Source organism: Halioglobus sp. HI00S01, assembly GCF_001635445.1.
Classification (GTDB): Bacteria; Pseudomonadota; Gammaproteobacteria; order Pseudomonadales; family Halieaceae; genus Halioglobus; species Halioglobus japonicus.
Genome location: NZ_LWEE01000015.1, coordinates 264,620 through 289,192, shown reverse-complemented (window position 1 = coordinate 289,192; position 24,573 = coordinate 264,620). Strand labels below are relative to the sequence as shown.

Sequence of the window (24,573 nt, the reverse complement as noted above, 5' to 3'; positions counted from 1 at the left end):
GAGATAATCCTGAGGCGGCGCAGGCCGCTTATTCGATAACTTTGGGGACGAGATACAGCCCGTCTTCCGTGGCGGGTGCGATGGCCTGGAAGGCGTCGCGGCGATTGAGTTCAGTGACCTCGTCCGCGCGCAGGCGCGCCGTGGCGTCCAGCGGGTTGGCCATGGGCTCCACCCCGGCGGTATCGGCGGCCTGGAGTTGGTCCACCATGCCGAGAATCTCGGTAATTCGCTGGGTTACTTCGCCGATCTGGTCGGCGCCGATGCGGATGCGTGCGAGTTCCGCAATTTTCTCTATTTCGTCTTGCTCGATAGCCATGCTTGTCTAACCAGAGGAGGGCCGCCCCGGAGGCGGCAGGGGGCGTAAACTTATCACATTTGCGCCTTGCCCAAAATCCCCGGCGTTGATACAGTTGCTCGAATAATCCGACAATATATAAGTCGGTCAAAATCGCCCGTAATCTGGCTCTCAGGGAGCAATTTGGTGCGGTTGGTAGGGAGCTTCGCGGTCTGTCCAGCCCAGTTCTCCATCCTAGTCATAAGGTAGTAAATTTTAATGCTGAAGAAATTGCGTGGAGTGTTCTCCAATGACCTCTCCATTGATCTGGGTACGGCCAATACCCTGATCTACGTTCGCGACAAGGGTATTGTGCTGGACGAGCCATCGGTAGTCGCCATCCGGATCCACAATGGTCAGAAGACCATCGAGGCCGTGGGCACCGAGGCCAAGCGTATGCTCGGCCGCACACCTGGTAATATCACCGCCATTCGCCCTCTCAAAGACGGCGTGATCGCGGATTTCCAGGTCACCGAGAAGATGCTCCAGCACTTCATCGCCAAAGTTCACGAAAGTAAATTTATCCGCCCCAGCCCCAGAGTGCTGGTGTGTGTGCCCTGCATGTCGACCCAGGTTGAGCGCAGGGCGATTCGCGAATCTGCACTCAGTGCCGGTGCGCGCGAGGTACGCTTGATTGAAGAGCCCATGTCGGCTGCCATTGGTGCAGGACTGGACGTGGAGGAAGCCACCGGCTGTATGGTGGTGGATGTGGGTGGTGGCACCACCGAAATTGCGATTATTTCCCTCAACGGCATCGTCTATCGCGACTCCGTGCGAGTCGGCGGCGATCGGTTCGATGAGGCTATTGTGTCCCACGTGCGGCGCCGCTATGGCAGCCTGATTGGTGATGCCACAGCAGAGCGCATCAAGGTCGAGGTCGGCTGTGCCTTTGCGGGCAGTGAGTTGCGTGAAATCGATGTTCGTGGTCGCAACCTGGCCGAAGGTGTGCCGCGCAGCTTTACGCTCAACAGCGATGAAATCCTGGAGTCACTGCAGGACCCCCTGACGTCCATCGTGCAGGCCGTGAAGTCCGCGCTTGAACAGTCTCCCCCTGAGCTCGCTGCCGATATCGCTGAGAGCGGTATCGTACTTACTGGCGGCGGCGCATTGCTGCGCGATCTGGACAGACTGATCTCCGAGGAAACCGGCTTGCCCGTGATTGTTGCCGAAGATCCCCTGACCTGTGTAGCCCGCGGTGGCGGCCGGGCCATGGAGTTGATGGATCGTCGAACCATCGATCTGCTCTCTACCGAATAAGGCGATTTCTGGCCGCGCAGCTAGCGCGGTCAACCATTGCCTGCGGCCGCGCGAATTTGTTCGCGACCCCGGTCGCTCCTGCAGTAGAATGGGGCTGATGCCTGAATTGCCAGAATAGGAATTGTCATCAAGCCACTGTTCGTCAAAGAGTCCACCCTGGGGTTGCGCCTGCTACTGGCAGTGGTGCTACTCGCCGCCCTGATTGTCGCCGATTTACGCTATAACGCCCTGCAATCCACGCGCTCAGTGATGGAAATCGCTGCCGCGCCGGTTTATTGGGTAGCGGATCTTCCCGGGCGGATGGCCGAGTGGAATGAGGACAATCTCGTCTCCCGAGATGACCTGCAGGAAGAAAATGCCCGCCTCAAGCGCGAGAATCTGGTACTTCAGGGGCGCTCCCACCAAATGGCATCGCTGCAGGCCGAAAATGTTCGTCTGAGAGCACTGCTCAATTCCAGCGCGATATTGCGCGATGACGTACTGGTTGCGGAGCTGATCGGCGTATCACCCGATCCAGTTCGTCACCAACTGGTGCTCAATAAGGGTGAAATGGACGGCGTATATGTCGGCCAGCCCCTCATTGATGCGGACGGTTTGTTGGGTCAGATTGTCGAGGTCAGCCCGATCAACTCGCGCGCACTGCTGATTACCGATGCTACCCACTCCATTCCAGTGCAGGTTAACCGCAACGGCGTCCGGGCCATTGCGGAGGGTACTGGTAGCCTCGGATCACTGGAAATCCATCACGTATCAGCGACGACGGATATCCAGGAGGGTGACCTGCTGGTGACATCGGGTCTGGGCGGGCGTTTTCCGGTCGGGTACCCGGTGGCGGTGGTCGACAAAATAGAGCGCGACCCCGGCCAGCCGTTTGCATACATTACTGCCATGCCCAGTGCGGCGCTGGATCGCAGTCGTCACGTGCTACTGGTATTCACTCCAACTCCTGCTCGGGAAGGCTGACCTTGGTTGAGCAGGGTGCACACGGTTATTGGGCCATTCTGGTCTCTTTTTTTGTAGCGCTGGTATTGGCCGTCATGCCCCTGCCGCTGTGGCTGGCATGGGGGCGCCCCGAGTGGGTTGCGGTGGTGTTGATCTACTGGGTCATTGCCTTGCCGCACCGGGTGGGTATGGTCACCGGGCTGCTGCTGGGGGTGATGCTCGATATTCTCGAGGGCGCCGTGCTTGGGCAAAACGCCTTCGCGCTGGCGGTGGTGGCCGCACTGTCCATGACCCTTTATCAGAGGCTGCGTGTGTTCAGCCTGGGACAGCAGGCGGGCGTCGTGTTTGTCCTGGTGGGCATTAACCAAATGATTTGCCAGTGGGTCCAGAACCTGCAGGGAGCGGGTGCAACGACGTTGTTGTTCCTGTTGCCGGCCTTCTCCAGTGCGTTGCTGTGGCCGTTTGTGCTGCATATTCTGCGTGGTGCCCGGCGCCACTATCGGGTGAGCTGAGATGCGCCTGCTGCTTGCATCGGCCTCGCCACGCCGTCGCGAACTGCTGGCACAGCTAGGCGTGCAGTTTGATCTGGAGCCGGCGGATATCGACGAAACCGTGAATGTCGGCGAAAAGCCCGCTGACTATGTACTGCGGATGGCCAGAGAGAAAGCCGCCGCGGTAGCCGGGCGGCATACCGGTGAAGCACTGGCCGTGCTTGCCGCCGACACCTCGGTGGTCATTGAAGATGATGTCCTGGGAAAACCGGTTGATCACTTTGACGGCCTTGCCATGCTGGCGCGCCTGTCCGGACGTTGGCACAGCGCCATGACGGCGGTTTGCCTGTGCTGTGAGGATGGTCAATCCGAAGAAATCCTGGTTGAGACGCGCGTGCGTTTCGGCCAGCTGACCCGGGCCCAGTGTGAGGCCTATCTGGCCACAGACGAGCCCTGGGACAAGGCCGGCGGGTATGGCATCCAGGGGCTGGCGGGGGCTTTTGTCAGCAGCATCGAGGGCAGCTACAGTAATGTCGTCGGCCTGCCTCTCCATGAGACCTGGCAGCTGCTGGCAGCGGCCGGTGTCACCACGCGACTGGAGCGGACTGAAGACATGGGAGGTAGTGAGTGAGCGAAGAAATCCTGGTCAATGTCACGCCCATGGAAACCCGGGTAGCGGTTGTCGACAATGGCGCCCCCCAGGACATCCACATCGAGCGCAGTGCGAATCGCGGTATCGTCGGGAATATCTATGCAGGCAAAGTTGTTCGGGTGCTTCCGGGCATGCAGGCTGCCTTTGTCGAAATTGGTCTGGAGCGAACCAGTTTTATCCATGTCTCGGATATTTATGTCGCTGGCGGTCGCAGTTCCGACTCAATTCGCGATCATCTGCACGACGGCAAGAAAGTCATTGTTCAGGTGACTAAGGAACCTCTGGGAACCAAGGGAGCCCGCCTGACGACCGAGCTCTCGGTGTCCTCGCGCTATCTGGTATTTATGCCGCAAACTTCGCATGTCGGTGTCTCGCAGCGCATCGACGATGCCGCTGAGCGAGAGCGTCTGCAGGCACTGTTGGCTGAGGGGCTGGAACTGGAGGATATGGCACAGGAAGGCGGTTACATTTTGCGCACCGCTGCGGAAGGAGCGGGTCTCGACGAAATTCGTGCCGATCTGCGTTTTCTCAAGCGTCTCTGGAAAGCAGTCACCCGGCGTGCCGAAGCGGCGACCAAAGCGGAACTACTGTACACCGATCTGCCGCTGCACATGCGCACTGTGCGCGATCTGGCTCGCCCTGGCGTGAGTCGCATCCTGGTCGATAGTCGTGAAAGTTTTACGGCCCTGCAGGAGTTCTGCAGTGACTATGTGCCGGAGGTATCGGGGCTGCTGGAGCACTATCCCGGTGAGCGCCCGCTGTTTGACCTGCACGGCATCGAAGACGAAATTCAGCGCGCCCTGGGGCGTAAGGTCGAGCTGAAATCAGGTGGCTATCTCATTATCGACCAGACTGAGGCGATGACGACCATCGATGTGAACACCGGTTCATTTGTCGGCCGGCGCAATTTGGAAGAAACGATTTACAAGACCAATCTCGAGGCGGCAACCATGCTCGCCCGGCAGCTGCGGGTGCGCAACCTGGGCGGCATTATTATCGTTGATTTCATCGATATGCGTGATGAGGAGCACCGTCGCCAGGTGCATCGGACCCTGGAAAAGGCCATGCAGAAAGATCCCGCGCGCAACAAGATTACCGGCGTATCTGAGCTCGGCCTGGTCGAAATGACGCGCAAGCGCACGCGTGAGAGCCTTGAGCATGTCCTGTGCGAAGATTGTCCCGTTTGCCAGGGACGCGGGGTACTGAAATCGGCCGAAACCGTCTGCTATGAGATATTTCGTGAAATTATGCGCGACGCCAGGGCCTATGACACGGCCGACATCATGGTGTTGGCCACCCAGGGTGTGGTGGACAGGTTGCTGGATGAAGAGTCTGCCAACGTCGCTGATTTGGAAGAATTCATTGGTAAGACCATCAGCTTCCGGGTAGAACCTCACAGTAATCCGGAACACTTTGACATTGTACTGCTCTAAGTCCTCACCATGAGTGAAGATACCTCGCCTCGCAACTCCTTTTTTCATCGTCTCAGTTCCCTGCTCTGGGCCGGGGCGGTGCTGGCGATTGTGCTGCTGGCCAGCTACGTCAGTCTGGGGCGTTTGCTCAGCCAGAATCTGCAGAATTTCCAGGTCGAGATCCTGGCAGAGCTGAATGGGCGAGTCCCCTTCGAGATTCAGGCGGATAGCCTGCGGGGGGAGTGGCGCTCCTTTACTCCGGAGATCGTGCTCGAGGGACTGCGACTCAAATTGCCCGGGGCCCAAGGTGACACGGTAGAACTCAGCGGTGGCCGCGTGGGTCTCGACGTGCTGGATTCGTTGCTGGCGAGAAATCTCCACATTACGTCCATTGAGTTGGACGCCCTCGAGCTCTACGGTGAGCTCGATGCTGAGGGACGGCTGGTTTTTCCGGGACTACAGGGTGGGAACACCCCGGTGGGCAGCTGGCTGCGAGAGTTCCTGCTCAACGTGGAGTTTGCGGCGCTCAATCAAAACAAGTTACGCCTGGCCTTGCCCAGCGGCGAACAGCGCACGTTTGACCTCAACCTGCAGCTGCAACGCGCCGGCAGCCAGCGGCAGTTTTCGGCCCAGTTGGCATCGACACGTGGTATTGATATTGAGTTGCGTGGCACGGGGGTAGGAAATCCCTTCGAGGCTGATGCGTTCACGGGGCAGCTATATCTTGCTATCGCCTCCAGTGATATCGCCGCTGCCGGGGAGATGCTGCCGACGCCGGCACTGTTGTCGGCTGAGGGCGAGCTCGACACCCAGGTCTGGTTGGACTGGCAGCGCGGCGTACTCGATGTCGATATGGACCTGCGCTTGCGCAACCTGATGCTGCAACCCGTGGCGGCCGAGTGGCGCATGCCCTTGGACGAATTGTCGATGTCCATGAGCCTGGTGGAGCACAGTAACCGCCGTACGCTGTATGCATCGAACGTGCTGGCGCGCAGCGGGGACGTGGAAGTATTGCTACCGCGCTTGCAGCTCGACACCTGGGGCGAGTCCGGGCGTTTACGGGCGCGGGACGTGCCGGTGGAACCGCTCAATCAGCTGGCCCTGACCTCCGGCGTACTGCCCGACAAGGTTGCAGCCGTGTTTTCCACACTCGACGCCAAAGGCGATGTCACTGCACTGGAATTGACCGTGGGTGAGTTGAGTAATCCCGTGGCGGACTGGCAGGTAGAAGCCAATTTCGACAACGTGCAGGTCAACTCGTGGAAGGGGGCGCCGGGCGTGACCTCCGGCGCAGGTTACCTGGAGCTGTCTGACAGCGGTGGCTATGTGGTTATCGACAGCCAGCAGTTAACGATGGACTTTCCCACCGTGTACCGGGAGCCATTGTTCTTTGACGACTTCAGCGGCACCCTCAATATCGACTGGGATGATCAGTCCCTGTTGCTTGACAGCGGCCTGATTACCGCAGCGGGTGTCGTCGGTACGGTGAAATCGCTGTTCCGCCTGAACATTCCCTTCAAACCGACACCGACCGGGCTGGAGATGGATCTGGTTATTGGTATCCAGGATACCCATCCCGTCCACCGTCTGAAGTACCTCCCCTATATCCTCAATGACAACCTGCTTGACTGGCTCAGAGGCGCCATTGGTGAGGGCGAGGTCCGGCAGGGCGCCTTTATCTGGCGGGGCAGCCTCAAGCGCGGTAGCGCACCGCTGCGCACCGTGCAGTTGTTCTTCAACGTGGCTAATACACGGATCAATTATCACCCTCAGTGGCCGCCGGTTAGCAAGGTGGCGGGCACTGTGCTGATTGACGATGTGGACGTCAGTGTCTGGGCCGATTCTGCTCAAATGTATGAGGCTGAGCTGAGCCAGTTGTCGGTTGAAGCCTGGATGAATCAGAGCAAGGAAATGCAGTTGGCGGTGCACGGCGAGCTGGCCGGCGATGCTTCAGACGGGTTGCTCATCGTCAATAATTCGCTGCTGGCAGACCTGACCAGCGATGCATTTTCCCGCTGGCAGGCATCGGGAGAGCTTGAGGCGGAGCTCGATTTACAACTTAATCTGGCGCGACCTGGGAGCGCCCCCACGGTGGAGGTCAATGCAGTCCTTGCGGATACCTCGCTCAGTATTGAGCCAGGCAATTTGGCCTTGGAAGCGGTGGCGGGCCGGGTGCGTTATAACTCCCAGTCGGGGTTCAGTTCCGAGGATTTGACAGGCCTGCTGTGGCAGCGCCCGGTCACCGCGCGACTACAGCAGCGCGCTCTGGATCCGGCGCTACCTGTTGCCGGATTCAGCAACGCTGTATTGGAGGTCGGCCTGGAGAGCACGGTAGATACCGCGGCGCTGCAAGAGTGGCTGCCCTTTGAGGTTATGCATCTGGCCAATGGTGAGGCTGATGTTTCCGGGCTGCTCGCGATTCAGGCGGGGCAGGCACCGCAGCTGCAACTGGATTCAATGCTCGAGGGGGTGAGCCTCGATCTTCCTGCGCCCTATACCAAAGCCGCCCATGAAGCCCGTCGCTTTCAGCTACTATTGCCGCTGGAAAGAGATCGCGTGAACCTGGATATCCGTCTGGGCGGCGATTTGAGTGTCAGTTTGCTACAGGCGCAGGGCAATTTACTGGGAGCATCTGTCGGGGCAGGGGTGACTGCCGCACCCGTGGAGCTTGGTATTGTTCAGGGGAATGGCCAGTTATCGTACCTGGACCTCGAACAATGGTTGGCGTTTAGCGACCGCTATCTGATACCGATGGAGGAGGGCGATGCTCGGGTCGAGCAAGAGCCGGACGTTGAGCCGCAGCTGCTACGGCTGCAACTGGACGAGATTTACGTGGACCGGGCGCGATTGTGGGGCAAGGAGTTTGCTGACGCCCGATTCAGCCTGGCGCTGGACCAGCAAATCATGCAGGTGCAGGCGGAAACCAAGTGGTTGCGCGGTACTTACTTCCAACCCACCGAGGGGCGAGCGGGGCTCAAGCTGGATTATCTCGATTTCACGGGCATGAGTGCCGCGCTGGGCGAGGTGGATGAGGAAGTCGCTGCAGAGGCAACTGCGCCACAGCTGCTGGAGATACCTGACATGCAGGTGGTGGTGTCGAATCTGGCGCGGGGTGAGGAAACTTTGGGTGAGTTCCAGTTCAGTCTGGCCTCCGAAGGCACGTCGGTGCACGCGCGCGATATTACCGGCGAGATCGCGGGACTGCGCTTATCCCCTGAGGCGCCTGCGCAGCTGCACTGGCGTCAGAATGAACAAACGGAACTTACTGCGCCGATGAGATTTAGCGACTTCGGCGATACCCTGGAGCAGTTTGATTACGGTCGCTTCCTGGAAACCGCCAGCGGTTCCCTGGAGATTGCGTTAACCTGGCCGGGCTCCCCCCAGGCATTCTCGCTGGCAGAATCCGACGGGCGCATTGATATTGGTATGGGGCGTGGGCGTTTCCTCGAGACGCCTGCAGGCGCGACGGGCGCCTTGCGCCTGGTGAGTATTTTTAATCTGGCTGAAGTCGCGCGGCGTCTCAGCCTGACGCATATGTTTGAGTCGGGGGTGCCTTTCAATAGTTTGCAGGGGCAGATGAATCTCGCCAGTGGAACCCTGGAAGTACCCGCCATAGCCATAGAGGGCAGTTCCAGTCGGTTTGTGTTCAGCCTTGAGACCGACCTGGAAGCAGAGACCCTGGATGGCGAACTGGTGGCAACCCTGCCAGTGGCCAATAACCTGCCCTGGGTGGCTGCGCTAGCCGGCGGCCTGCCGGTGGCAGCGGGCGTCTTCGTGGTGTCGAAGGTATTCGAAAAGCAGGTTAATCGACTATCCAGCGGGGTTTACGCCATCGGTGGTACCTGGAGTGAGCCCAGCATTGAATTTGATCGCATTTTTGACGATGAAACACGGCGCCAGGTCGAAGCCCTGGTCGAGGCGGTGGACCCCAACAACGTGCCCGATCCCAACGAGACGGCGTTAATCGCCGTAGAGCCGGTGGCCCCCAATTCACCCATTGATGAGGGTTCTACTGCCGACTAGGCGTGCTCTTGAAGTTCACGCAGGTAGCGAAATAGCTTGCGGCTGGCCGCCGGTGGCTTATTGTTTTTCTTCTCGCGCTGCGCCTGGAGTACCAGCTGGCGCAGTTGCTGACGATCCGCGTCAGGCCACTTGGCCATGACCTTCTCTACGCCATTTACTCCTGCCGCGAGCACGTCATCGCGCAGGGCCTCGAGCTCGTGAAATTTCTCATTGGCAACTTTGGCCGGCTTGTGCAGGGCTTCAAGCGCGTTTTCAATCGGTGTTGGGTCAACGTCGCGCATCAGCTTGCCGATAAACTGCAGGTGTCGCTTGCGGGCGTTATTACTGCGGATATTGCGCGATTCCAGGATGGCTTCCATCAGCCGGTCATCCTCGATGGGAATGCGCGCCAGCTCCTTGTCCTTGAGGCGGGTGAGTTTCTCGCCCAGGGCTTGTAGGGCCAGCATCTGCCGCTTTATTTCGGTTTTGCTGGGGCCTTCTTCGAGTTCGTCGTCAAATTCTTCGGGATCGTCACGCATAAAATAGAGTCGCCAGGCCGAGGAAAGAGACAAAGCCCACTACATCGGTCACGGTGGTGAGAATGACACCGCCGGCGAGGGCGGGGTCGATATTCAGGCGCGATAATAACAGAGGGAGGGCTGCGCCGGTAAAGGCCGCGGTAATCAGGTTAATCACCATGGCAGCGGCGATGATAATGCCGATATCCCAGTCATCAAACCAGAGTGAGGCGGCAACTGCCACCACGGCCGCCCACAGCAGGCCATTAATCAGCCCGATACCAAGTTCGCGCACCAATAGCCAGTTCTGGTTGTTCTTCCCCACCTGACCGATCGCAATACCGCGAATGAGCACCGTCAGGGTCTGGGTGCCGGCGATGCCCCCCATAGAGGCCACAATGGGCATGAGCACCGCCAGGGCAACGACCTTCTCGATGGTGCCTTGAAACATGTTGATCGTGGAAGCGGCGATAAAGGCGGTGACAAGGTTGATGCCCAGCCACACTGCGCGTCGTGGCGCTGCCTTTGCCAGGGGCGCAAAGGTGTCTTCTTCTTCATCCAGACCAGCCATGGACATGAAGGAGTGGTCGGCGTCTTCCCGGATCACGTCAACCACGTCGTCAATGGTAATCCGGCCGAGCAGTTTGCCGCTCTCGTCGACCACCGGCGCGGACACCCAGTCATTGCGCTCAAACAGGCGGGCAACCTCATCGTCGGGCGTGTCGACGGGGATAGGGTCGATGTCGGTGACCATCATTTCGCGCACAGTGGCCGAGGGGTCAGAAACCAACAGCGTCCGCAGGGGCAGCAGGCCGATATACTGATCGGTGCGGTTGACTACGATGAGGTTGTCGGTCATCTCCGGGATCTCATCGTGGCGACGCAGGTAGCGCAGCACAACGTCGAGCGTCAGGCGGGCACGAATGGTAATGGTGTCCGTGTTCATCAGGCCGCCGGCGATATCGTCGGGGTAGTGCATTACCTGCTCGAGGCGAGCACGGTCCTGATGGTCCATGGCAGTGAGGACTTCGCGGGTTACCCGGTCCGGCAGCTGCTGGAGAATGTCGGCGATATCGTCGTCTTCCAGGCCCTCGGTAATGGTGGCAACCTCAGCGGCGTCCATGCGAGACAGGAAGTGCGCCTGCAAGTCATCCGACAGCTCACCGAGCACTTCACCTTCGACCTCGACGTCGACCATTTTCCAGAGAATGTGGCGGAACTTTGGCGGAGAGGATTCCAGTAAATGGGCGATGTCGGCGGGGAGGAGGCCGTTCAGCATACGCCGCACGTCAACCATGGCGCCGCTGTCGAGCGCCAGGGTCAACCTGTCGAGGGTAGCCTGTGATTTGGCCAAGTTATGGGGCATGCCCGCACTCCCTATGTGGTCCGCGACTGCGCGGTAGCCGGGAAATTATCCGGCAAAGCGCCGTATTCAACAACGGGATTAGTTACGCGGCGTTATTCGGCTTCGTCAAAACGATTGGCGATAAGCGCGGTAATGGCTTCCAGCGCCTGCTGCTCATCGCGGCCGTCGATGCGTAAATCCAGCACCGTGCCCTTGCCTGCAGCGAGCATCATGACAGACATGATGCTTTTGGCGTCGACCATATTGCCGTCGCTGCCTGCTTCAATGGAGCTCGAGAATGCCGATGTGCAGCCCACAAGCTTTGCTGCCGCCCTGGCGTGCAGGCCGAGCTTGTTGATGATGGTCACCTGGGTTTCTATCACCTTACTGCAATTCCCTGTGGCGTAAGTGTATGGCTGGAAACTGCTCCTGATAGTGCCGGAACAGGCGGTCAGCCAAATATACTGAACGATGTTGACCGCCGGTACAACCCAGCGCAATTGTCATGTAGCTGCGGTTGCTGTCCTGGTAGCGCGGCAACCAATTGTCCAGGTAGGTCCTGATGTCGTTGAACAGTTCATCCGTGAGCGACTGGGCTTCGAGGAATTCACGCACTTGTGGGTCGAGCCCGGTCATGAGTCGCAATTCCTTTACCCAGTGCGGGTTGGGTAGCATGCGCACATCAAAAACCAGATCGGCATCAGCGGGGACGCCGCGTTTAAAGCCGAAGGATTGTACGAGTACTGACATGCTGCCGCTGGCTGCGCCCAGCAGCCGTTGTTTGATCGCATCGCGCAGTTCGTAAATGGTCATCTGGCTGGTATCCAGCACCAGTGATGCGGCGCTGGAAATAGACTCCAGCAGTTGCCATTCGCGCTCGATAGCCTCGGGCAGTGCCAGGGCCTCAGAGGTCAGCGGGTGCTTGCGCCGGGTCTCACTGAAGCGTTTGATGAGGGTGGCTTCCTGGGCGTCGAGAAACAGAATCTCGGTGCTTACCGAGGCGGGCAGCGATTCCAGAATAGCGCTGAAGTTGGCGAGATCCTTCCACGCATTGCGAGCGTCGATACACACGGCGGTGCCGCGAAAATGGGTAAAGTGGTCGCCGCGGGTTTCCTCTACCAGCGCAGGGAGTAGGGAGCAGGGCAGATTATCAATACAGTAGTAGCCTTCATCTTCGAGCTGATGCAGGGCAGTACTTTTGCCCGAGCCCGACCGGCCACTGATGATAATAAGCTGCATTGCGCTATCCTGTGGCCAGATCGTAAAGGGCCGCGGTGTTGTGGGCCTGGCGCAGGCGCTGACAGAACTCGGCGTCGCTGAATTTGCGGGCGATATGCGCCAGCGTATCCAGATGCTGCTGGTGCGCTTCACTGGGCACCAGTAACGCGAAGACCAGATCGACCTGACGGCCGTCCGGTGCGTCGTAGTCAATGGGCTCAGCGAGCGTGATCAGCGTACCCAGTGGCTGGGTGCAGTTGTCAATGCGGCTATGGGGAATGGCAATGCCGGCACCGAGACCGGTGCTTCCCAGCTTTTCGCGGGCGATGAACTGGGCGAAAATTTCGTCGTAACTGAGTGAGAGTTGGTCCTCGCTGATAATGCGGGCAATGGTTTCGAAAAGTCTCTTTTTGCTGACTCCGGGCGCCTGGCAGGCAGTGCGCTCCGGAGTCAGGAGATTATCCAGCGGTTGTTGCATGGCTGGGTTTAGTGTCCTCTGGTTTTTTCCTTGTGTTTAATAAGCTGGCGGTCAAGCTTGTCCGCTAGGGCGTCAATCGCGGCATACATGTCCTCGGACTCCGCATGGGCGAAAATGTCAGCCCCTGATATGTGTACGTTGGCTTCTGCTTTCTGAACCATTTTCTCCACGATCAGCGTGACCTGGGTGTTGGTGATCTGATCAAAATGTCGCTGCAGTCGTTCAAATTTACTCTCGACATACTCCCGCAGGGCTGAGGTGACCTCTACGTGGTGTCCGCTGACATTCAGTTGCATACACTTGCTCCTTCTTCTGATGAATCCAGGCGGTGGCCCGGAACCGGCAGTACCGGATTTAATCCTCTGAAGTAAAGTCTAGACCAAGCCATGGCCGGCGCGTAACTTTTTCCCGCAGGTAGCCCGCCGTCATCTAGACCAACCTCTTGCGTTCGTTCGACGGAGGAATCAGCAGGGTGTCGCGATACTTGGCGATGGTGCGCCTGGCGACTTTAATCCCCTGTTCCTCCAGCAGCTGGGTGATCTTATTATCACTCAGTGGTTTGCGCGGATTCTCAGCCGCGACCAGTTTTTTGATAAGGGCGCGAATAGCGGTGGAGGAGCATTCTCCCCCGGCCGTCGTGGCCACATGACTGGAGAAGAAGTACTTCAATTCGAAAATGCCGCGAGGTGTGTGCATGTACTTCTGGGTGGTGACCCGGGATATTGTTGACTCGTGCATTTCCACTGCCTCGGCGATATCGTGCAGCACCAGTGGCTTCATGGCTTCTTCGCCATATTCCAGAAAATTGCGCTGATGTTCGACAATTTTCGTGGCAACTTTCATCAGAGTTTCGTTGCGACTCTGCAGGCTCTTCAAAAACCAGCGCGCTTCCTGCAGGTTGTCCTTGAGATAAGTGTTGTCTGCACTGTTATCGGCGCGCTTGATGAGGCTGGCATACTCCGCGTTGATACGCAGTCGCGGGGCGATGTCCGGGTTGAGTTCCACCAGCCAGCGGCCGTCTTTCTTGCTCACGAATACATCCGGAACAACGTATTCGACTTCGCTCGGAGCGAAGGTTTCCCCGGGGTTGGGGTCCAGGGTCTGAATCAGCCCCAACACGTCTTTCAGTTGCTCTTCCTTCAGTCGTGTGCGGCGCATGATCTGGCTGAAATCGCCGCTGGCGAGTTGACCGAGATGGCGATTCAGTATTTGCCGGGCTTGTTCAAGGTAGGGGGTGTCAGCCGGTAGCTGCTGTAGCTGCACCAGAAGACACTCCTGCAGGTCGCGCGTGCAAACCCCGGCAGGCTCGAACTGCTGCAGCATATGCAGCACTGCGACAACCTCGTCCTCATCGATCTCCAGTTCATGCCCCTGCAGCGACTGATGGATGTCTTCAACACTTAACATCAGTCGCCCGTTGTCGTCCGTGGCATCGATGATCGCAAGCGCTATCACTCGGTCGGTGTCCGATAGCCGGCTCAGGCCAAGCTGCCATAGCAGATGCTCCTGCAGCGACTGGCGCGCACCGCCGCGGGTTTCAAAGTCGCTGCCGGGAACGTCCTCGGGAGGGGGTGGCGGGGCTGAGCCGGAGGGCAGTAGGTCCTCCCACTGGGTGTCTACGGGCAGGTCGTCCGGCAGGGTCGCCGAAGCGGTATCCTGGGGAGTGTTTTCCCCTGCGGTAGCGGTTTGCTCCAGGTTTTCGAGGGGGCCGTCGTGGCTGGGGGTGCTATCGGTGTCAGGGGGGCTGTCTACCGGCCCCGGCTCGTCTTCGCCGGCTTCCAGCAGGGGGTTGTTATCCAGCGCCTGTTGAATCTCCTGTTGTAAATCCACGGTCGACAGCTGCAGCAGGCGTATTGCCTGTTGCAATTGGGGGGTCATGGTCAGCTGCTGGCCCAGCTTTAACTGCAGCGATTGTTTCATGAGTGGATTTTGCGCCCTCAGGTGCACTTCGAGAGGTGCACTTCGAGAGGTGCACCGTGCTATACATCGAGAAGAAGTGTAGCTTCCCGCTGACGGGGGTGGCAAGGTTGTGGCGCGAAATTTGCTTGTTGACATGTGCCCCCAAAAGGGACAAGGGCTATAGCGAGAATTGTTCGCCCAGATAGATGTCGCGAACGCGCTGGTTGGACAGCACATCATTGGCGGTGCCAGAGGCGATAATATGCCCCTCGCCGACAATAAAGGCCTTTTCGCAGATATCGAGGGTATCCCTGACGTTGTGGTCGGTAATCAGTACGCCGATACCGCGGTCACGCAGATGCGTAATAATGTGCTTGATGTCATTCACAGAAATCGGATCGACGCCGGCGAAGGGTTCATCAAGCAGGATGAAGTCGGGCTCGGTGGCCAGGGCTCTGGCGATTTCAATGCGTCGCCGCTCGCCGCCGGACAAGGCCTGCCCGAGGCTGTCCCGTAAATGCTGGACATTAAACTCCTCGAGCAGCTGGTCGCAGCGCTCCCGGCGCTGGGCCCGGTTGAGGTCCGGCCGGGTTTCCAGGATTGACATAATGTTGTCGGTGACGGTGAGCTTGCGGAAAATGGACGCTTCCTGGGGCAGATAACCGATGCCGTGGCGGGCCCGCTCGTGCATTGAGAGTGGGGTAATGTCGTTGCGGTTGAGCTCAATGCTGCCCCGATCGGCCTTGACGATTCCAATGATCATGTAGAAGCAGGTCGTTTTGCCGGCGCCATTGGGGCCCAATAAGCCCACCACCTGGCCGCTCTCCAGTTGGATGGAAACGTCCTGTACAACCTCGCGACCCTTATACGCCTTGGCCAGATTACTTGCGATCAGTGTTGCCACTGGCTTCCTTTTCCTTTTGTACCGCGGCCGCTTCGATCACGACCTGTACGCGGCTGTCTTCACGGTTTTTGTCGGAGTCCGCCCTTACCAATTGTTCGGTGATAAAGTAATCGATGCTGTCGCCGGTCACGGTCGAACCTTCCTGCTCGATGCTGGCGTTATCGCGCAGCTGCACCCGATCTTCACTCTTGTGATACTCGATCACGTTGGCACGGGCTTTGATCAGACCCTTGTCGGGTTCCGGTTGCTGCTGCATGTGTGCCGGGGAGCCCTCGGCGAGGATACGGTCAGCTTTTTCCGCATCATGATAAACGGTGATGCGCTCCGCCTTGATGTGCAGGCTGCCCTGGTCCATGGTCACATTGCCCTGGTAAAGGGTGAACCCCTGTTTCTCGTCGCGCACAGCTTCGTCCGCCTCAATCAGAATCGGCTGATTACGGTCGTCCGGCAGGGCGATCGCGGCGGTGGTAGAGACCAGGCTCGCGACAATCAGTAAACACGCTGCCAGCGGGGCAGGTCGCTCATGGCGACGGAACATAAATGCTCTCCACATTGGGTTTCAGGCTAATTGTTTCATTCTCCAGGTTGGCGACCATGCCATCGGCAACCGTCTGGTTTTTCCCCTGGGTAATCGTCACCTGCCGATTGCTCTCGGCGATTTGGGTGTCCAGGAAAATATCCATAAGGTGCGTGTTCATGCGAGTGCCGGTCTGGTCGTGGGACAGTACCACATTTTTGCGTAACAGGAGGCGCTCATGTTTGTGCTCCCAGCGGCCGCGAGTGGCACTGGCAGACCAGGTCTTGCCATCGGCACTGAGGGAGTAAAATTTGGGGTTCATGATCATCGAGTAGTTGCCCTCGCGAAACCGGTCGACCCGCTCGGCCTCGAGAATATCGCTGAGGTAGCCCTGTTCATCGAATGCCCAGGTTCGAACGCCCTCAATGTAGGTGAGCGGCAGTGCCTCGTGACGCTCACTGGTCGCCACATCCGCGGTACTGGCGGTCCTTGGGTTCCAGTAGTAGGTGGCTGCGAGCAGGATGGTCAGCGCCAGCAGGATTTGCAGGGTGGGTCTTGGCATTAGTTGAACTCGGCCAGTAGCGTATCCAGTGAGCCGCGCATGTGCAGGATCCACTCGCCGGCTTCGCGGACTGCACCGCGCCCGCCAGCGGCCTCACTGACCCAGTCTGCGGCGTCGTGCAGCGCGGTGGCACCGTCGCTGACGGTCAGGCCAAGGCCGGCGGCCCTGACAGCGGCCAGGTCGGGCAGATCGTCGCCCATGTAAGCGCATTCGCGAAGCTCGATACCGCGTGAATCACACAGTGCCTGGAGGGCGACCAGTTTGTCTTCGCGGCCCTGTATGACGTCGGTAATGCCGAGCTCGCGCGCGCGTCTGGCGACGATCTCAGACTGGCGGCCAGTGATAATGACGACATCCACCCCGCCGCGCTGCAACAGTTTTATACCCAGGCCATCCTTGATATTGAAGCTCTTCAGTTCTTCGCCATTGTTGCCGTAGTAAATGCAGCCATCGGTGAGTACCCCATCGACATCCAGGGCGAGCAGCTTGAGTGATTGCGCGATTTCTGTGTGGATCATTAGGCTATTCCCGCATGCAGAAGGTGCATGAGATGGAGGACACCGCGAATCTCCCGGCTGTTGTAGTCGGTAATGATCAGCGAGGTAATTTCCGATTCTTCCATGGTCTTCATGGCTTCCGCGGCGAGTATGCCTGGCGCTGCGGTTTTCGGATTGCGGTGCATCAATTCGCCCATAGAGGTGGTGGTAATGTCTACCCTGGCATCGAGGGCTCGACGCAGGTCGCCGTCGGTAAAGACGCCTTCCAGCAGGCCGCCGCTATCGACAATGGCGGTCATGCCAAGGCCCTTGGCGCTGATTTCGAGCAGTGCGTCCGACAGCGATGTGGTTGTGGTCACCGTGGGAATGGCGTCGCCGGTCTGCATAAGGTCAGCCACCTTGAGCAGCAGCTTTTTGCCCAGCGTTCCGCCGGGGTGGGAGAAGGCGAAATCCTCGGCAGTAAACCCGCGGGCTTCGAGCAGCGCAATGGCCAGCGCGTCGCCCATCACCAGCGCGGTGGTGGTCGATGAGGTAGGCGCCAGGTTGAGCGGGCATGCCTCGGTTTCTACGCCGGTGTCGAGGTGGGCGTCAGACGCAAGTGCGAGCGTTGAGTCGGGGTTGCCGGTAAAGCTGATCAGCGCGGCTCCAATCCTTTTCAGCAGCGGCAGAAGGGTGACAACTTCGCCGACTTCGCCGCTATTGGACAGCGCGATAACGACATCGTCGCCGGTAATCATCCCCATGTCGCCGTGACTGGCTTCGCCGGGGTGGACGAAGAACGCCGGGGTGCCGGTGCTCGCCAGCGTTGCGGCTATTTTGCGGGCGATGTGCCCGGATTTGCCCATGCCGGTAACGATAACCCGGCCTCGACAGCCCAGCAGAATGTCACAGGCGCGATCAAATGCTTCGCCGATGCGCGATTCGAGTTCGGTGACTGCGGCCGCTTCCATACCGATGGTGCGCCTTGCTGAGGCGGCGTGGGAGGAGCTGGACTGTGTTGCCATAGACAGACCCTGTCAGATGGTGATGTACAGCCAGTAATAATACAGTCCGTAGAACGAGACTAACAGAGTTCCTATAGTGCGCCCGACATAGGCGTGACCTTCCTGGGAGCGACTGCGGCGCCGGCTGATGTAAATGGCCAGCGCTAGGAAAACTGTGAGAAACGTCATGGTGGGATAATCGCGCGTCACCACCGAGCTCTCGAGTGTCTCCGCACCGACAATGCCGGGGATGGACATAACGGCCAGCAGGTTGAACAGGTTGGAACCAATCACGTTGCCCAGGGCAATTTCGGTATGGCCGCGCAGGGCGCTGGCGATGGTGGCAGCCAGTTCCGGCAGACTGGTGCCGATGGCGACAATGGTCAGGCCGATGACAAGTTCGGATACACCCAGGGTTTCGGCCACTTCGACGGCGCCCCATACCAGCATGCGGGAGCTCGCGATCAGCAGTGCCAGGCCAAGCGCAAAGGTGAGCCAGGCGCGCAGGGGTTTGAGGTGGGGCAGGTACTCCTCTTCAGCCTCTTCGACCAGCACCTCGTCGTGAGTCTGGCTGCGCACCATGTGCACCATGATGAGGGCCAGTGAGCCGAGCATCAGCCAGCCATCGACGATGGAAAGGACATCGTCGATGAGCAGCACGCCAGCCCCAAAGGTGACGATGAGCAGGGTCGGCATTTCTTTCTTCATACAGCTCTCGTGCACCATCATGGGTGCCACGAGCACAGTAATACCAAGTACCAGGCCGATGTTGGCGATGTTTGAGCCAATAGCATTGCCAATGGCGAGGTCACCCGCGCCGGACAGGGCGGCGGTGAAAGAGACCAGCACTTCCGGAGCTGAGGTACCCAGGGACACGATTGTCAGGCCGATGATGATGGGCGACATACCCATATTTTCCGCAATCGAGGATGCCCCGGCCACGAACAGGTCGGCACTCCAGATGAGAATAATAAAGCCGACCAATATGGTGGCGGCAGCTAACAGCATAGAAAATCGTTTCCTGTTACAGTAAACGCCCTTCGCGCGGGGAACACTCCCGGCAAGCTGTTGTCTGACAGCTAGAGGACCTGTACCCCGCGCCCGATTTGTGGCGCAGTGCAAGTCGCGATTATACAGGGCACGGCCCGAGAGCATAGTAGCTTTGATGGTTAAGGGAGAAGAGATGAGATTTGTATCGCAGTTCACGTCACTGGCGGTGTGTATGATGCTGGCGTTTACCGTCAGCGCTGAGGGTGAAGCCCCAGGTGCGCACGACGTTGTTCGGGAGGCCAGCGAGAAGGTGATGCAGGTTGTCGAAGAGGCCCAGGGCTACGCCGAAGAGGACCCCGACCGCTACTACGGCGAGGTGCAAGCCATTCTTGATCCCGTTATCGACTTCCGCGGATTCGCTCGCGGTGTCATGGGTCCCTATGCCAGCAGCGACAGGTACCGCTCCCTCGATGAGGCCGGCCGCGCCGAGCTGCGCGACCAGCTGGATCGCTTTACTGAGGTGATGCGTGTGGGGCTGGTCCGCACCTACAGCAAAGGCTTGCTCGCCTTTGGCGGGTCGCGCATTGAGGTATCCGCTCCGGCGCCGGATGAAGCCGAGCAGCGCCGGGTGGCGGTTGAGCAGCTTATCTACACCGAGGGCACCCAGCCTTACATACTTATCTACCAGATGGGCCGGGACAAATCCGGCGACTGGAAGTTGCGTAATGTGATTATCGAAAGCGTGAATCTGGGCGAAATCTACCGCAACCAGTTTCAAGCGGCAGCACGCAAGGAGGATGGCAACCTCGACGCTGTCATCGACAGCTGGAGCGCCATTGAAGTCGAAGATGAGAGCGATAGCTGACACAGTCGCCAATCCCTGCATTTTCTCCTAAAATGCCGCCCTTTGTCCGCGGGCCGCTCTGGCCCTGCGGCCGACAGCTTAACGGGAGAGAACTATGGATGCCGCCACGGTAAAGAACCTGCTAGAACAGCACCTGCCGGATTGTGAGTTTCAGGTGCAGGGCGAGGGCAGTAATTACGACATCATCGCCGTGGGCAGCGTGTTTGAAGGTCTGCGTCCGGTCAAGAAGCAGCAGCTGGTATACGGCGCCCTGAGCGAAGAGATTGCCACCGGCGCTATCCACGCGGTGAACATTCGCACTTTGACGCCCGCGGAGTGGCAGGCCGAGGCCTGAGATTTCCACGCCGGGTCTGTCCATGCAAAAACTGCTGATCAAGGGTGGTGGCGCGCTGAACGGTGAGCTGCGCATTTCCGGCTCCAAGAATGCCGCACTTCCCATCCTGGCTGCGACCCTGTTGGCCGACGCGCCGGTGGTGGTGCGCAACCTGCCACATCTTCAGGATGTGACGACCATGATCGAGTTGCTCGGTTGTATGGGGGTGACCCTGACCATTGACGAGAAGCTTGGCGTGGAGGTGGATAGCCGCTCGACCTCGCGTTATGAAGCGCCGTATGAGTTGGTGAAAACCATGCGCGCCTCGATTCTGGTGCTCGGGCCGCTGCTCGCGCGCTTTGGCACGGCCAGGGTGTCTTTTCCCGGTGGCTGCGCCATCGGCAGTCGCCCGGTTGATCTGCACCTGCGAGCGCTCGAAGCCATGGGCGCCACGATAGAGGTTTTGGAGGGCTATATATACGCCCACGCCGACGGCCGTTTGCGCGGCGCGCACATCGTCATGGAGACGGTGACCGTCGGTGGGACCGAGAACGCCATGATGGCCGCGGTTCTTGCCGAAGGCCGTACGGTGATCGAGAACGCAGCGCGTGAGCCTGAAGTGGTGGATCTGGCAAACTGCCTGGTGGCTATGGGTGCGAACATCTCTGGTCACGGTACGGGTACCATTACCGTGGAGGGCGTGGAGCGGCTGCAGGGCGGCGAGTACACCGTTATGTCTGATCGGATAGAGGCAGGCACTTACCTGGTGGCTGCAGCAGCTACGCGAGGGAGCATACGCCTGCGGGACGTTAACGCGCATGATCTCGACTCGGTGTTGGCCAAGCTCGAGCAGGCGGGCGCAGTTATTGGCTCAGGNGACGATTGGATCAGCCTGGATATGGAGGGGCGCCAGCCTCGGGCGGTGAATATCCGCACGGCGCCTTTTCCGGGCTTTCCGACGGATATGCAGGCCCAGTTTACCGCCATGAATGCTGTGGCTCAGGGAACCGGTACCGTGACGGAAACGGTGTTTGAGAACCGCTTGATACAGGTCCATGAAATGAACCGTATGGGCGCGAACATTGTGCTCGAGGGGGCCACTGCGATTATTACCGGTCGGGACCGGCTGCAGGGCGCCCCGGTGATGGCGTCAGATCTGCGCGCCTCGGCCAGTCTGGTGATCGCCGGCCTGGTCGCCGATGGAGAAACGCAAGTAGACCGCATTTATCACATAGATCGCGGTTATGAATGTATAGAAGAGAAACTACAATCGCTGGGTGCCAATATTCGTCGCCTGCCGGACTGACTATGACTGAAACCATTACCATGGCCCTGACCAAGGGGCGCATTCTGAAAGAAACGCTGCCGCTGCTGGCGAAAGCGGGGATTGAGCCGACCGAGGACATTGCCAAGAGTCGCAAGCTGGTTTTCGAAACGACGGTACCTGGCCTGCGCTTGCTGGTCATTCGCGGTACCGATGTGCCTACCTATGTGCGCCACGGCGCGGCGGATATAGGCGTGGTTGGCAAGGACATCCTGCTCGAGCATGGCGCGGAGGGGCTGTATGAGCCACTGGATCTGGGTATTGCGCGCTGCCGCCTGATGACTGCGGGGCCCGTGGGATGGCGCCCGAGTGGTGCCCGTATCCGGGTGGCGACCAAGTTCGTCAACATCGCCCGGGAGCACTTTGCCCGCCAGGGCGTGCACGCAGACGTGATCAAGTTATACGGGGCGATGGAGCTGGCGCCGATCATGGACCTGGCAGATCTGATTGTCGATATTGTCGATACCGGCAATACGCTGCGGGCCAATGGCATGGAACCGATGGATGAAATTGCCACGGTGAGCTCGCGGCTTATCGTGAACAAGGCCGCCATGCGTTCCAGCTGCGCCGGCATAGAGCGCATTATTGCCGACCTCACCAGCGCGGTAGAGGCACCCTGATATGCAACGACTCGATTCCATTCAAGCTGATTTCGCGCAGCGCCTGGAGGCGCTGACCGCCTGGGAGGAAGAGCTGAACCTGGCGGTGAACGATACCGTGCGTGAGGTGCTGGCGGATGTGGCGCAGCGCGGTGACGCGGCGCTGCTGGAGTACACGGCGCGCTTTGACCAGCTCGCGGCGCAAACGATGGCGGAGCTTGAGATTTCCCGGGACCGCCTGCACGAGTCGTTGGAACAGATTCCCACGGCTCAGCGCGAAGCGCTGGAGGCGGCTGACTCTCGTATTCGCAGCTATCACGAGCATCAGGTGCAGGACAGCTGGCAGTATCGCGACGAACAGGGCAACTTGCTTGGCCAGCAGATTCGCCCCCTGGATCGCGCCGGCCTCTATGTGCCTGGCGGCAAGGCCAGCTACCCCTCCTCTGTGTTGATGAATGCCCTGCCTGCCAAAGTTGCGGGTGTGGGTGAAATTATCATGGTGGTGCCCGCCCCCGGCGGCGAACTCAATCCCATGGTGTTGGCTGCGGCGGCCATTGCAGGCGTTGACCGGGTATTCACGCTGGGGGGCGCGCAGGCGGTGGGCGCTCTGGCCTATGGGACGGCGACTGTGCCTGCGGTGGATAAAATCGTAGGCCCCGGCAATATCTATGTGGCCACTGCCAAACGCCAGGTGTTTGGCCGCGTGGGCATTGACATGATTGCCGGTCCCTCTGAGATTCTGGTGATCAGCGATGGCAGTACCGATCCTGATTGGGTGGCAATGGATTTGTTCTCCCAGGCCGAGCACGATGAGAATGCCCAGGCGATTTTGTTGTGTCCGGATAGTGCCTATCTCGATCGCGTTGCAGAGGCCATTGATCGGCTGTTACCCGACATGGATCGCCGCGACATTATCCAGGCCTCATTGTCGGGGCGCGGTGCCATGATCAAAACTCGGGATCTGGCGGACGCCGTCGCCATTAGCAACCAGCTTGCGCCAGAGCATCTGGAATTATCCGTGGCAGATCCGGAGCAGTTGCTGCCCGATATCCGCCATGCCGGCGCCATTTTCATGGGGCCTTATACATCTGAATCGCTCGGCGACTACTGTGCCGGCCCCAATCATGTGCTGCCGACCTCGCGCAGTGCGCGATTCTCCTCGCCGCTGGGCGTGTACGATTTCCAGAAGCGCAGCTCGCTGATCATGTGCAGTGAGCAAGGTGTGCAGACGCTGGGAGAAGTGGCTTCTGTACTGGCCCATGGGGAGTCGCTGCAGGCACATGCCCGCAGCGCGGAGCTGCGGCTCAAGAAGTAGCCTTACTATCTGACAGGGCTGGTCTGGCCCTGGACGCCAACCACAGCCCGCAATTCCAGGCTTTGCTGACGGCGCCGGATTGAGATCGCGATGGTGTCACCGGGCCGCAACTGGGCGATGTGGTGCATGGTCTGGCGACCGTCGAGAATCGGGTCGCCGTTAATGTGGGTAATAACATCGCCCTGGGCAAGGCCGGCGCGTTCCGCCGGACTGCTCGCTGCGACATCCATAACCAGCAGGGCCTGGCCTTCACCTTGTACGGGCCGGATTGGGTCCACACTGACGCCCAGCCAGCCGCGGATGACTTCGCCGTATTCAATCAGGTCGTGCATGACAAACGCGGCCATGTTGATGGGAATAGCCAGGCTAATGCCAATGCCTGTTGTGCCCTCGCTATCGCCGCCGCTGGTATAGATCAGGGTGTTAATACCCATTAGCTGGCCGCGGGCATCGATCAGAGCACCTCCCGAGTTGCCCTGGTGTACCGAAGCATCGGTCTGGATATAGTCTTCGTAAGCCGCGTTTGGCTGCAGCCCCCAGCGGCCCAGAGCCGACACAATACCCTGGCTGACGGTGTGTCCAAATCCGAGCGGATTGCCAATGGCCAGTACCACATCGCCCACCTGCAAGCGGTTGGAGTTGCCAGTGGAGATGGGTTTGAGATCCGGCAGGTCAATGCGCAGTACCGCCAGGTCGGTGGCAATATCTGAGCCTACAACCGCCGCGTTTGCGGTGCGGCCATCGTGCAGCAGGACCTGAATGGAATCGGCGCCGGCGATAACGTGGTGATTAGTGAGGATATGGCCTTCGGCGGTCATGATGACGCCTGAGCCCAACGAGCGTTCTATGCGTTCGCGCACGGACTGGGAGGGTGCCAGGACCAGGGCAGAGCGGCGGTCGAGTAACGGTGCGCGCTCGAGAATACGCTTGGCGGTGTAAATGTTCACTACCGATGGACTGGCGTCTTCGACGGCGTTGGCGTAGCTGCTGATAGCCTGCCCCGGTGCGGTGGCGTCACTGGCGGGTAACACCCAGCGATCCAGGATGAGTAAGGCGGCCAGGATGCCGGCGATGGTGGGCCAGGCGATAAATTTCAGGCTCTCTTGCATTGGATTTGTCAGCGCCCCTTCCTGCGGTAAAGTACCGCTTGATTTGC

The 24,573-nt window shown here is 59.3% G+C and carries 26 protein-coding genes; 11 read left to right on the top strand and 15 right to left on the bottom strand.

Annotation, left to right across the window (positions count from 1 at the left end):
* Positions 1 to 28: 28 nt before the first annotated feature.
* A complete protein-coding gene (gene gatC / locus A3709_RS04385) occupies positions 29 to 316 on the bottom strand; it encodes an Asp-tRNA(Asn)/Glu-tRNA(Gln) amidotransferase subunit GatC (protein ID WP_066050602.1) in 288 nt (95 codons plus the stop codon).
* A 237-nt stretch (positions 317 to 553) separates the two neighbouring features.
* On the opposite strand from gatC, the gene A3709_RS04380 reads away from it, so the two are divergent.
* From A3709_RS04380 to A3709_RS04355, 6 genes are all read left to right on the top strand, one after another.
* Positions 554 to 1,591, top strand: coding sequence for a rod shape-determining protein (locus tag A3709_RS04380; RefSeq protein ID WP_066050600.1), 1,038 nt, complete (start codon positions 554 to 556; stop codon positions 1,589 to 1,591).
* Positions 1,592 to 1,696: 105 nt separating this feature from the next.
* Positions 1,697 to 2,554, top strand: coding sequence for a rod shape-determining protein MreC (gene mreC / locus A3709_RS04375; RefSeq protein WP_369795120.1), 858 nt, complete (start codon positions 1,697 to 1,699; stop codon positions 2,552 to 2,554).
* 2 nt (positions 2,555 to 2,556) lie between these two features.
* Positions 2,557 to 3,045 carry a rod shape-determining protein MreD gene (mreD, locus tag A3709_RS04370; protein ID WP_066050595.1) on the top strand — a complete coding sequence of 163 codons (489 nt, stop codon included), beginning with the start codon at positions 2,557 to 2,559 and terminating at the stop codon, positions 3,043 to 3,045.
* 1 nt (position 3,046) lies between these two features.
* On the top strand, positions 3,047 to 3,655 hold the full coding sequence (locus A3709_RS04365; RefSeq protein WP_066050593.1) for a nucleoside triphosphate pyrophosphatase: 609 nt from the start codon (positions 3,047 to 3,049) through the stop codon (positions 3,653 to 3,655).
* Positions 3,652 to 5,109, top strand: a complete 1,458-nt coding sequence (gene rng / locus A3709_RS04360) for a ribonuclease G (protein ID WP_066050591.1) — start codon at positions 3,652 to 3,654, stop codon at positions 5,107 to 5,109. The genes A3709_RS04365 and rng overlap by 4 nt, the downstream gene beginning before the upstream one ends.
* Before the next feature lie 9 nt (positions 5,110 to 5,118).
* On the top strand, positions 5,119 to 9,111 hold the full coding sequence (locus tag A3709_RS04355) for a YhdP family protein (protein ID WP_066050588.1): 3,993 nt from the start codon (positions 5,119 to 5,121) through the stop codon (positions 9,109 to 9,111).
* On the opposite strand, the gene yjgA is transcribed toward A3709_RS04355, so the two are convergent.
* From yjgA to A3709_RS04290, 13 genes are all read right to left on the bottom strand, one after another.
* Complete coding sequence (yjgA, locus tag A3709_RS04350; RefSeq protein WP_066050585.1) at positions 9,108 to 9,629, bottom strand: ribosome biogenesis factor YjgA; 522 nt, start codon at positions 9,627 to 9,629, stop codon at positions 9,108 to 9,110. The genes A3709_RS04355 and yjgA overlap by 4 nt on opposite strands.
* Positions 9,622 to 10,974 carry a magnesium transporter gene (gene mgtE / locus A3709_RS04345; protein WP_066050582.1) on the bottom strand — a complete coding sequence of 451 codons (1,353 nt, stop codon included), beginning with the start codon at positions 10,972 to 10,974 and terminating at the stop codon, positions 9,622 to 9,624. The genes yjgA and mgtE overlap by 8 nt, the downstream gene beginning before the upstream one ends.
* A gap of 92 nt (positions 10,975 to 11,066) precedes the next feature.
* The gene (locus tag A3709_RS04340) at positions 11,067 to 11,336 is read right to left on the bottom strand and encodes an HPr family phosphocarrier protein (RefSeq protein ID WP_066050579.1); all 270 of its coding nucleotides are present in this window, start codon (positions 11,334 to 11,336) and stop codon (positions 11,067 to 11,069) included.
* A 1-nt stretch (position 11,337) separates the two neighbouring features.
* Positions 11,338 to 12,192, bottom strand: a complete 855-nt coding sequence (rapZ, locus tag A3709_RS04335) for an RNase adapter RapZ (protein ID WP_066050577.1) — start codon at positions 12,190 to 12,192, stop codon at positions 11,338 to 11,340.
* 4 nt (positions 12,193 to 12,196) lie between these two features.
* On the bottom strand, positions 12,197 to 12,649 hold the full coding sequence (gene ptsN, locus A3709_RS04330) for a PTS IIA-like nitrogen regulatory protein PtsN (protein WP_066050575.1): 453 nt from the start codon (positions 12,647 to 12,649) through the stop codon (positions 12,197 to 12,199).
* Between the two features lie 8 nt (positions 12,650 to 12,657).
* Positions 12,658 to 12,945, bottom strand: coding sequence for a ribosome hibernation-promoting factor, HPF/YfiA family (gene hpf / locus A3709_RS04325; protein WP_066050572.1), 288 nt, complete (start codon positions 12,943 to 12,945; stop codon positions 12,658 to 12,660).
* A 133-nt stretch (positions 12,946 to 13,078) separates the two neighbouring features.
* Positions 13,079 to 14,569, bottom strand: coding sequence for an RNA polymerase factor sigma-54 (locus A3709_RS04320; protein WP_066050569.1), 1,491 nt, complete (start codon positions 14,567 to 14,569; stop codon positions 13,079 to 13,081).
* Between the two features lie 157 nt (positions 14,570 to 14,726).
* Complete coding sequence (lptB, locus tag A3709_RS04315) at positions 14,727 to 15,452, bottom strand: LPS export ABC transporter ATP-binding protein (protein WP_066050566.1); 726 nt, start codon at positions 15,450 to 15,452, stop codon at positions 14,727 to 14,729.
* Positions 15,430 to 15,990, bottom strand: coding sequence for a lipopolysaccharide transport periplasmic protein LptA (lptA, locus tag A3709_RS04310; RefSeq protein WP_066050563.1), 561 nt, complete (start codon positions 15,988 to 15,990; stop codon positions 15,430 to 15,432). The genes lptB and lptA overlap by 23 nt, the downstream gene beginning before the upstream one ends.
* Positions 15,974 to 16,531 (bottom strand): LPS export ABC transporter periplasmic protein LptC, encoded by a 558-nt coding sequence (lptC, locus tag A3709_RS04305; RefSeq protein ID WP_066050560.1) that lies wholly within the window; start codon positions 16,529 to 16,531, stop codon positions 15,974 to 15,976. Before lptC ends, lptA begins: the two co-directional genes overlap by 17 nt.
* Positions 16,531 to 17,049 (bottom strand): HAD family hydrolase, encoded by a 519-nt coding sequence (locus A3709_RS04300; protein WP_066050557.1) that lies wholly within the window; start codon positions 17,047 to 17,049, stop codon positions 16,531 to 16,533. Before A3709_RS04300 ends, lptC begins: the two co-directional genes overlap by 1 nt.
* Positions 17,049 to 18,032: an SIS domain-containing protein gene (locus A3709_RS04295; RefSeq protein ID WP_066050553.1), complete on the bottom strand. Its 984-nt coding sequence runs from the start codon at positions 18,030 to 18,032 to the stop codon at positions 17,049 to 17,051. Before A3709_RS04295 ends, A3709_RS04300 begins: the two co-directional genes overlap by 1 nt.
* A 12-nt stretch (positions 18,033 to 18,044) precedes the next feature.
* Entirely contained in the window at positions 18,045 to 19,019 is a 975-nt protein-coding gene (locus tag A3709_RS04290) for a calcium/sodium antiporter (RefSeq protein WP_066050550.1), read from the bottom strand.
* A gap of 175 nt (positions 19,020 to 19,194) precedes the next feature.
* Between A3709_RS04290 and A3709_RS04285 the strand changes: the two genes are divergently transcribed.
* The 5 genes from A3709_RS04285 (at position 19,195) to hisD (ending at position 23,417) form a co-directional block, all read left to right on the top strand.
* Entirely contained in the window at positions 19,195 to 19,866 is a 672-nt protein-coding gene (locus A3709_RS04285; protein WP_066050547.1) for a phospholipid-binding protein MlaC, read from the top strand.
* A 94-nt stretch (positions 19,867 to 19,960) separates the two neighbouring features.
* Positions 19,961 to 20,200, top strand: a complete 240-nt coding sequence (locus tag A3709_RS04280; RefSeq protein WP_066050543.1) for a BolA family protein — start codon at positions 19,961 to 19,963, stop codon at positions 20,198 to 20,200.
* Positions 20,201 to 20,222: 22 nt separating this feature from the next.
* The gene (gene murA / locus A3709_RS04275; protein WP_066050540.1) at positions 20,223 to 21,485 is read left to right on the top strand and encodes a UDP-N-acetylglucosamine 1-carboxyvinyltransferase; all 1,263 of its coding nucleotides are present in this window, start codon (positions 20,223 to 20,225) and stop codon (positions 21,483 to 21,485) included.
* A gap of 2 nt (positions 21,486 to 21,487) precedes the next feature.
* Entirely contained in the window at positions 21,488 to 22,123 is a 636-nt protein-coding gene (hisG, locus tag A3709_RS04270; RefSeq protein WP_066050537.1) for an ATP phosphoribosyltransferase, read from the top strand.
* A gap of 1 nt (position 22,124) precedes the next feature.
* Entirely contained in the window at positions 22,125 to 23,417 is a 1,293-nt protein-coding gene (gene hisD / locus A3709_RS04265) for a histidinol dehydrogenase (protein ID WP_066050534.1), read from the top strand.
* A gap of 5 nt (positions 23,418 to 23,422) precedes the next feature.
* Here hisD and A3709_RS04260 read toward each other — a convergent pair whose 3' ends face one another.
* Complete coding sequence (locus A3709_RS04260) at positions 23,423 to 24,526, bottom strand: S1C family serine protease (RefSeq protein ID WP_066050531.1); 1,104 nt, start codon at positions 24,524 to 24,526, stop codon at positions 23,423 to 23,425.
* Between the last annotated feature and the right edge of the window lie 47 nt (positions 24,527 to 24,573).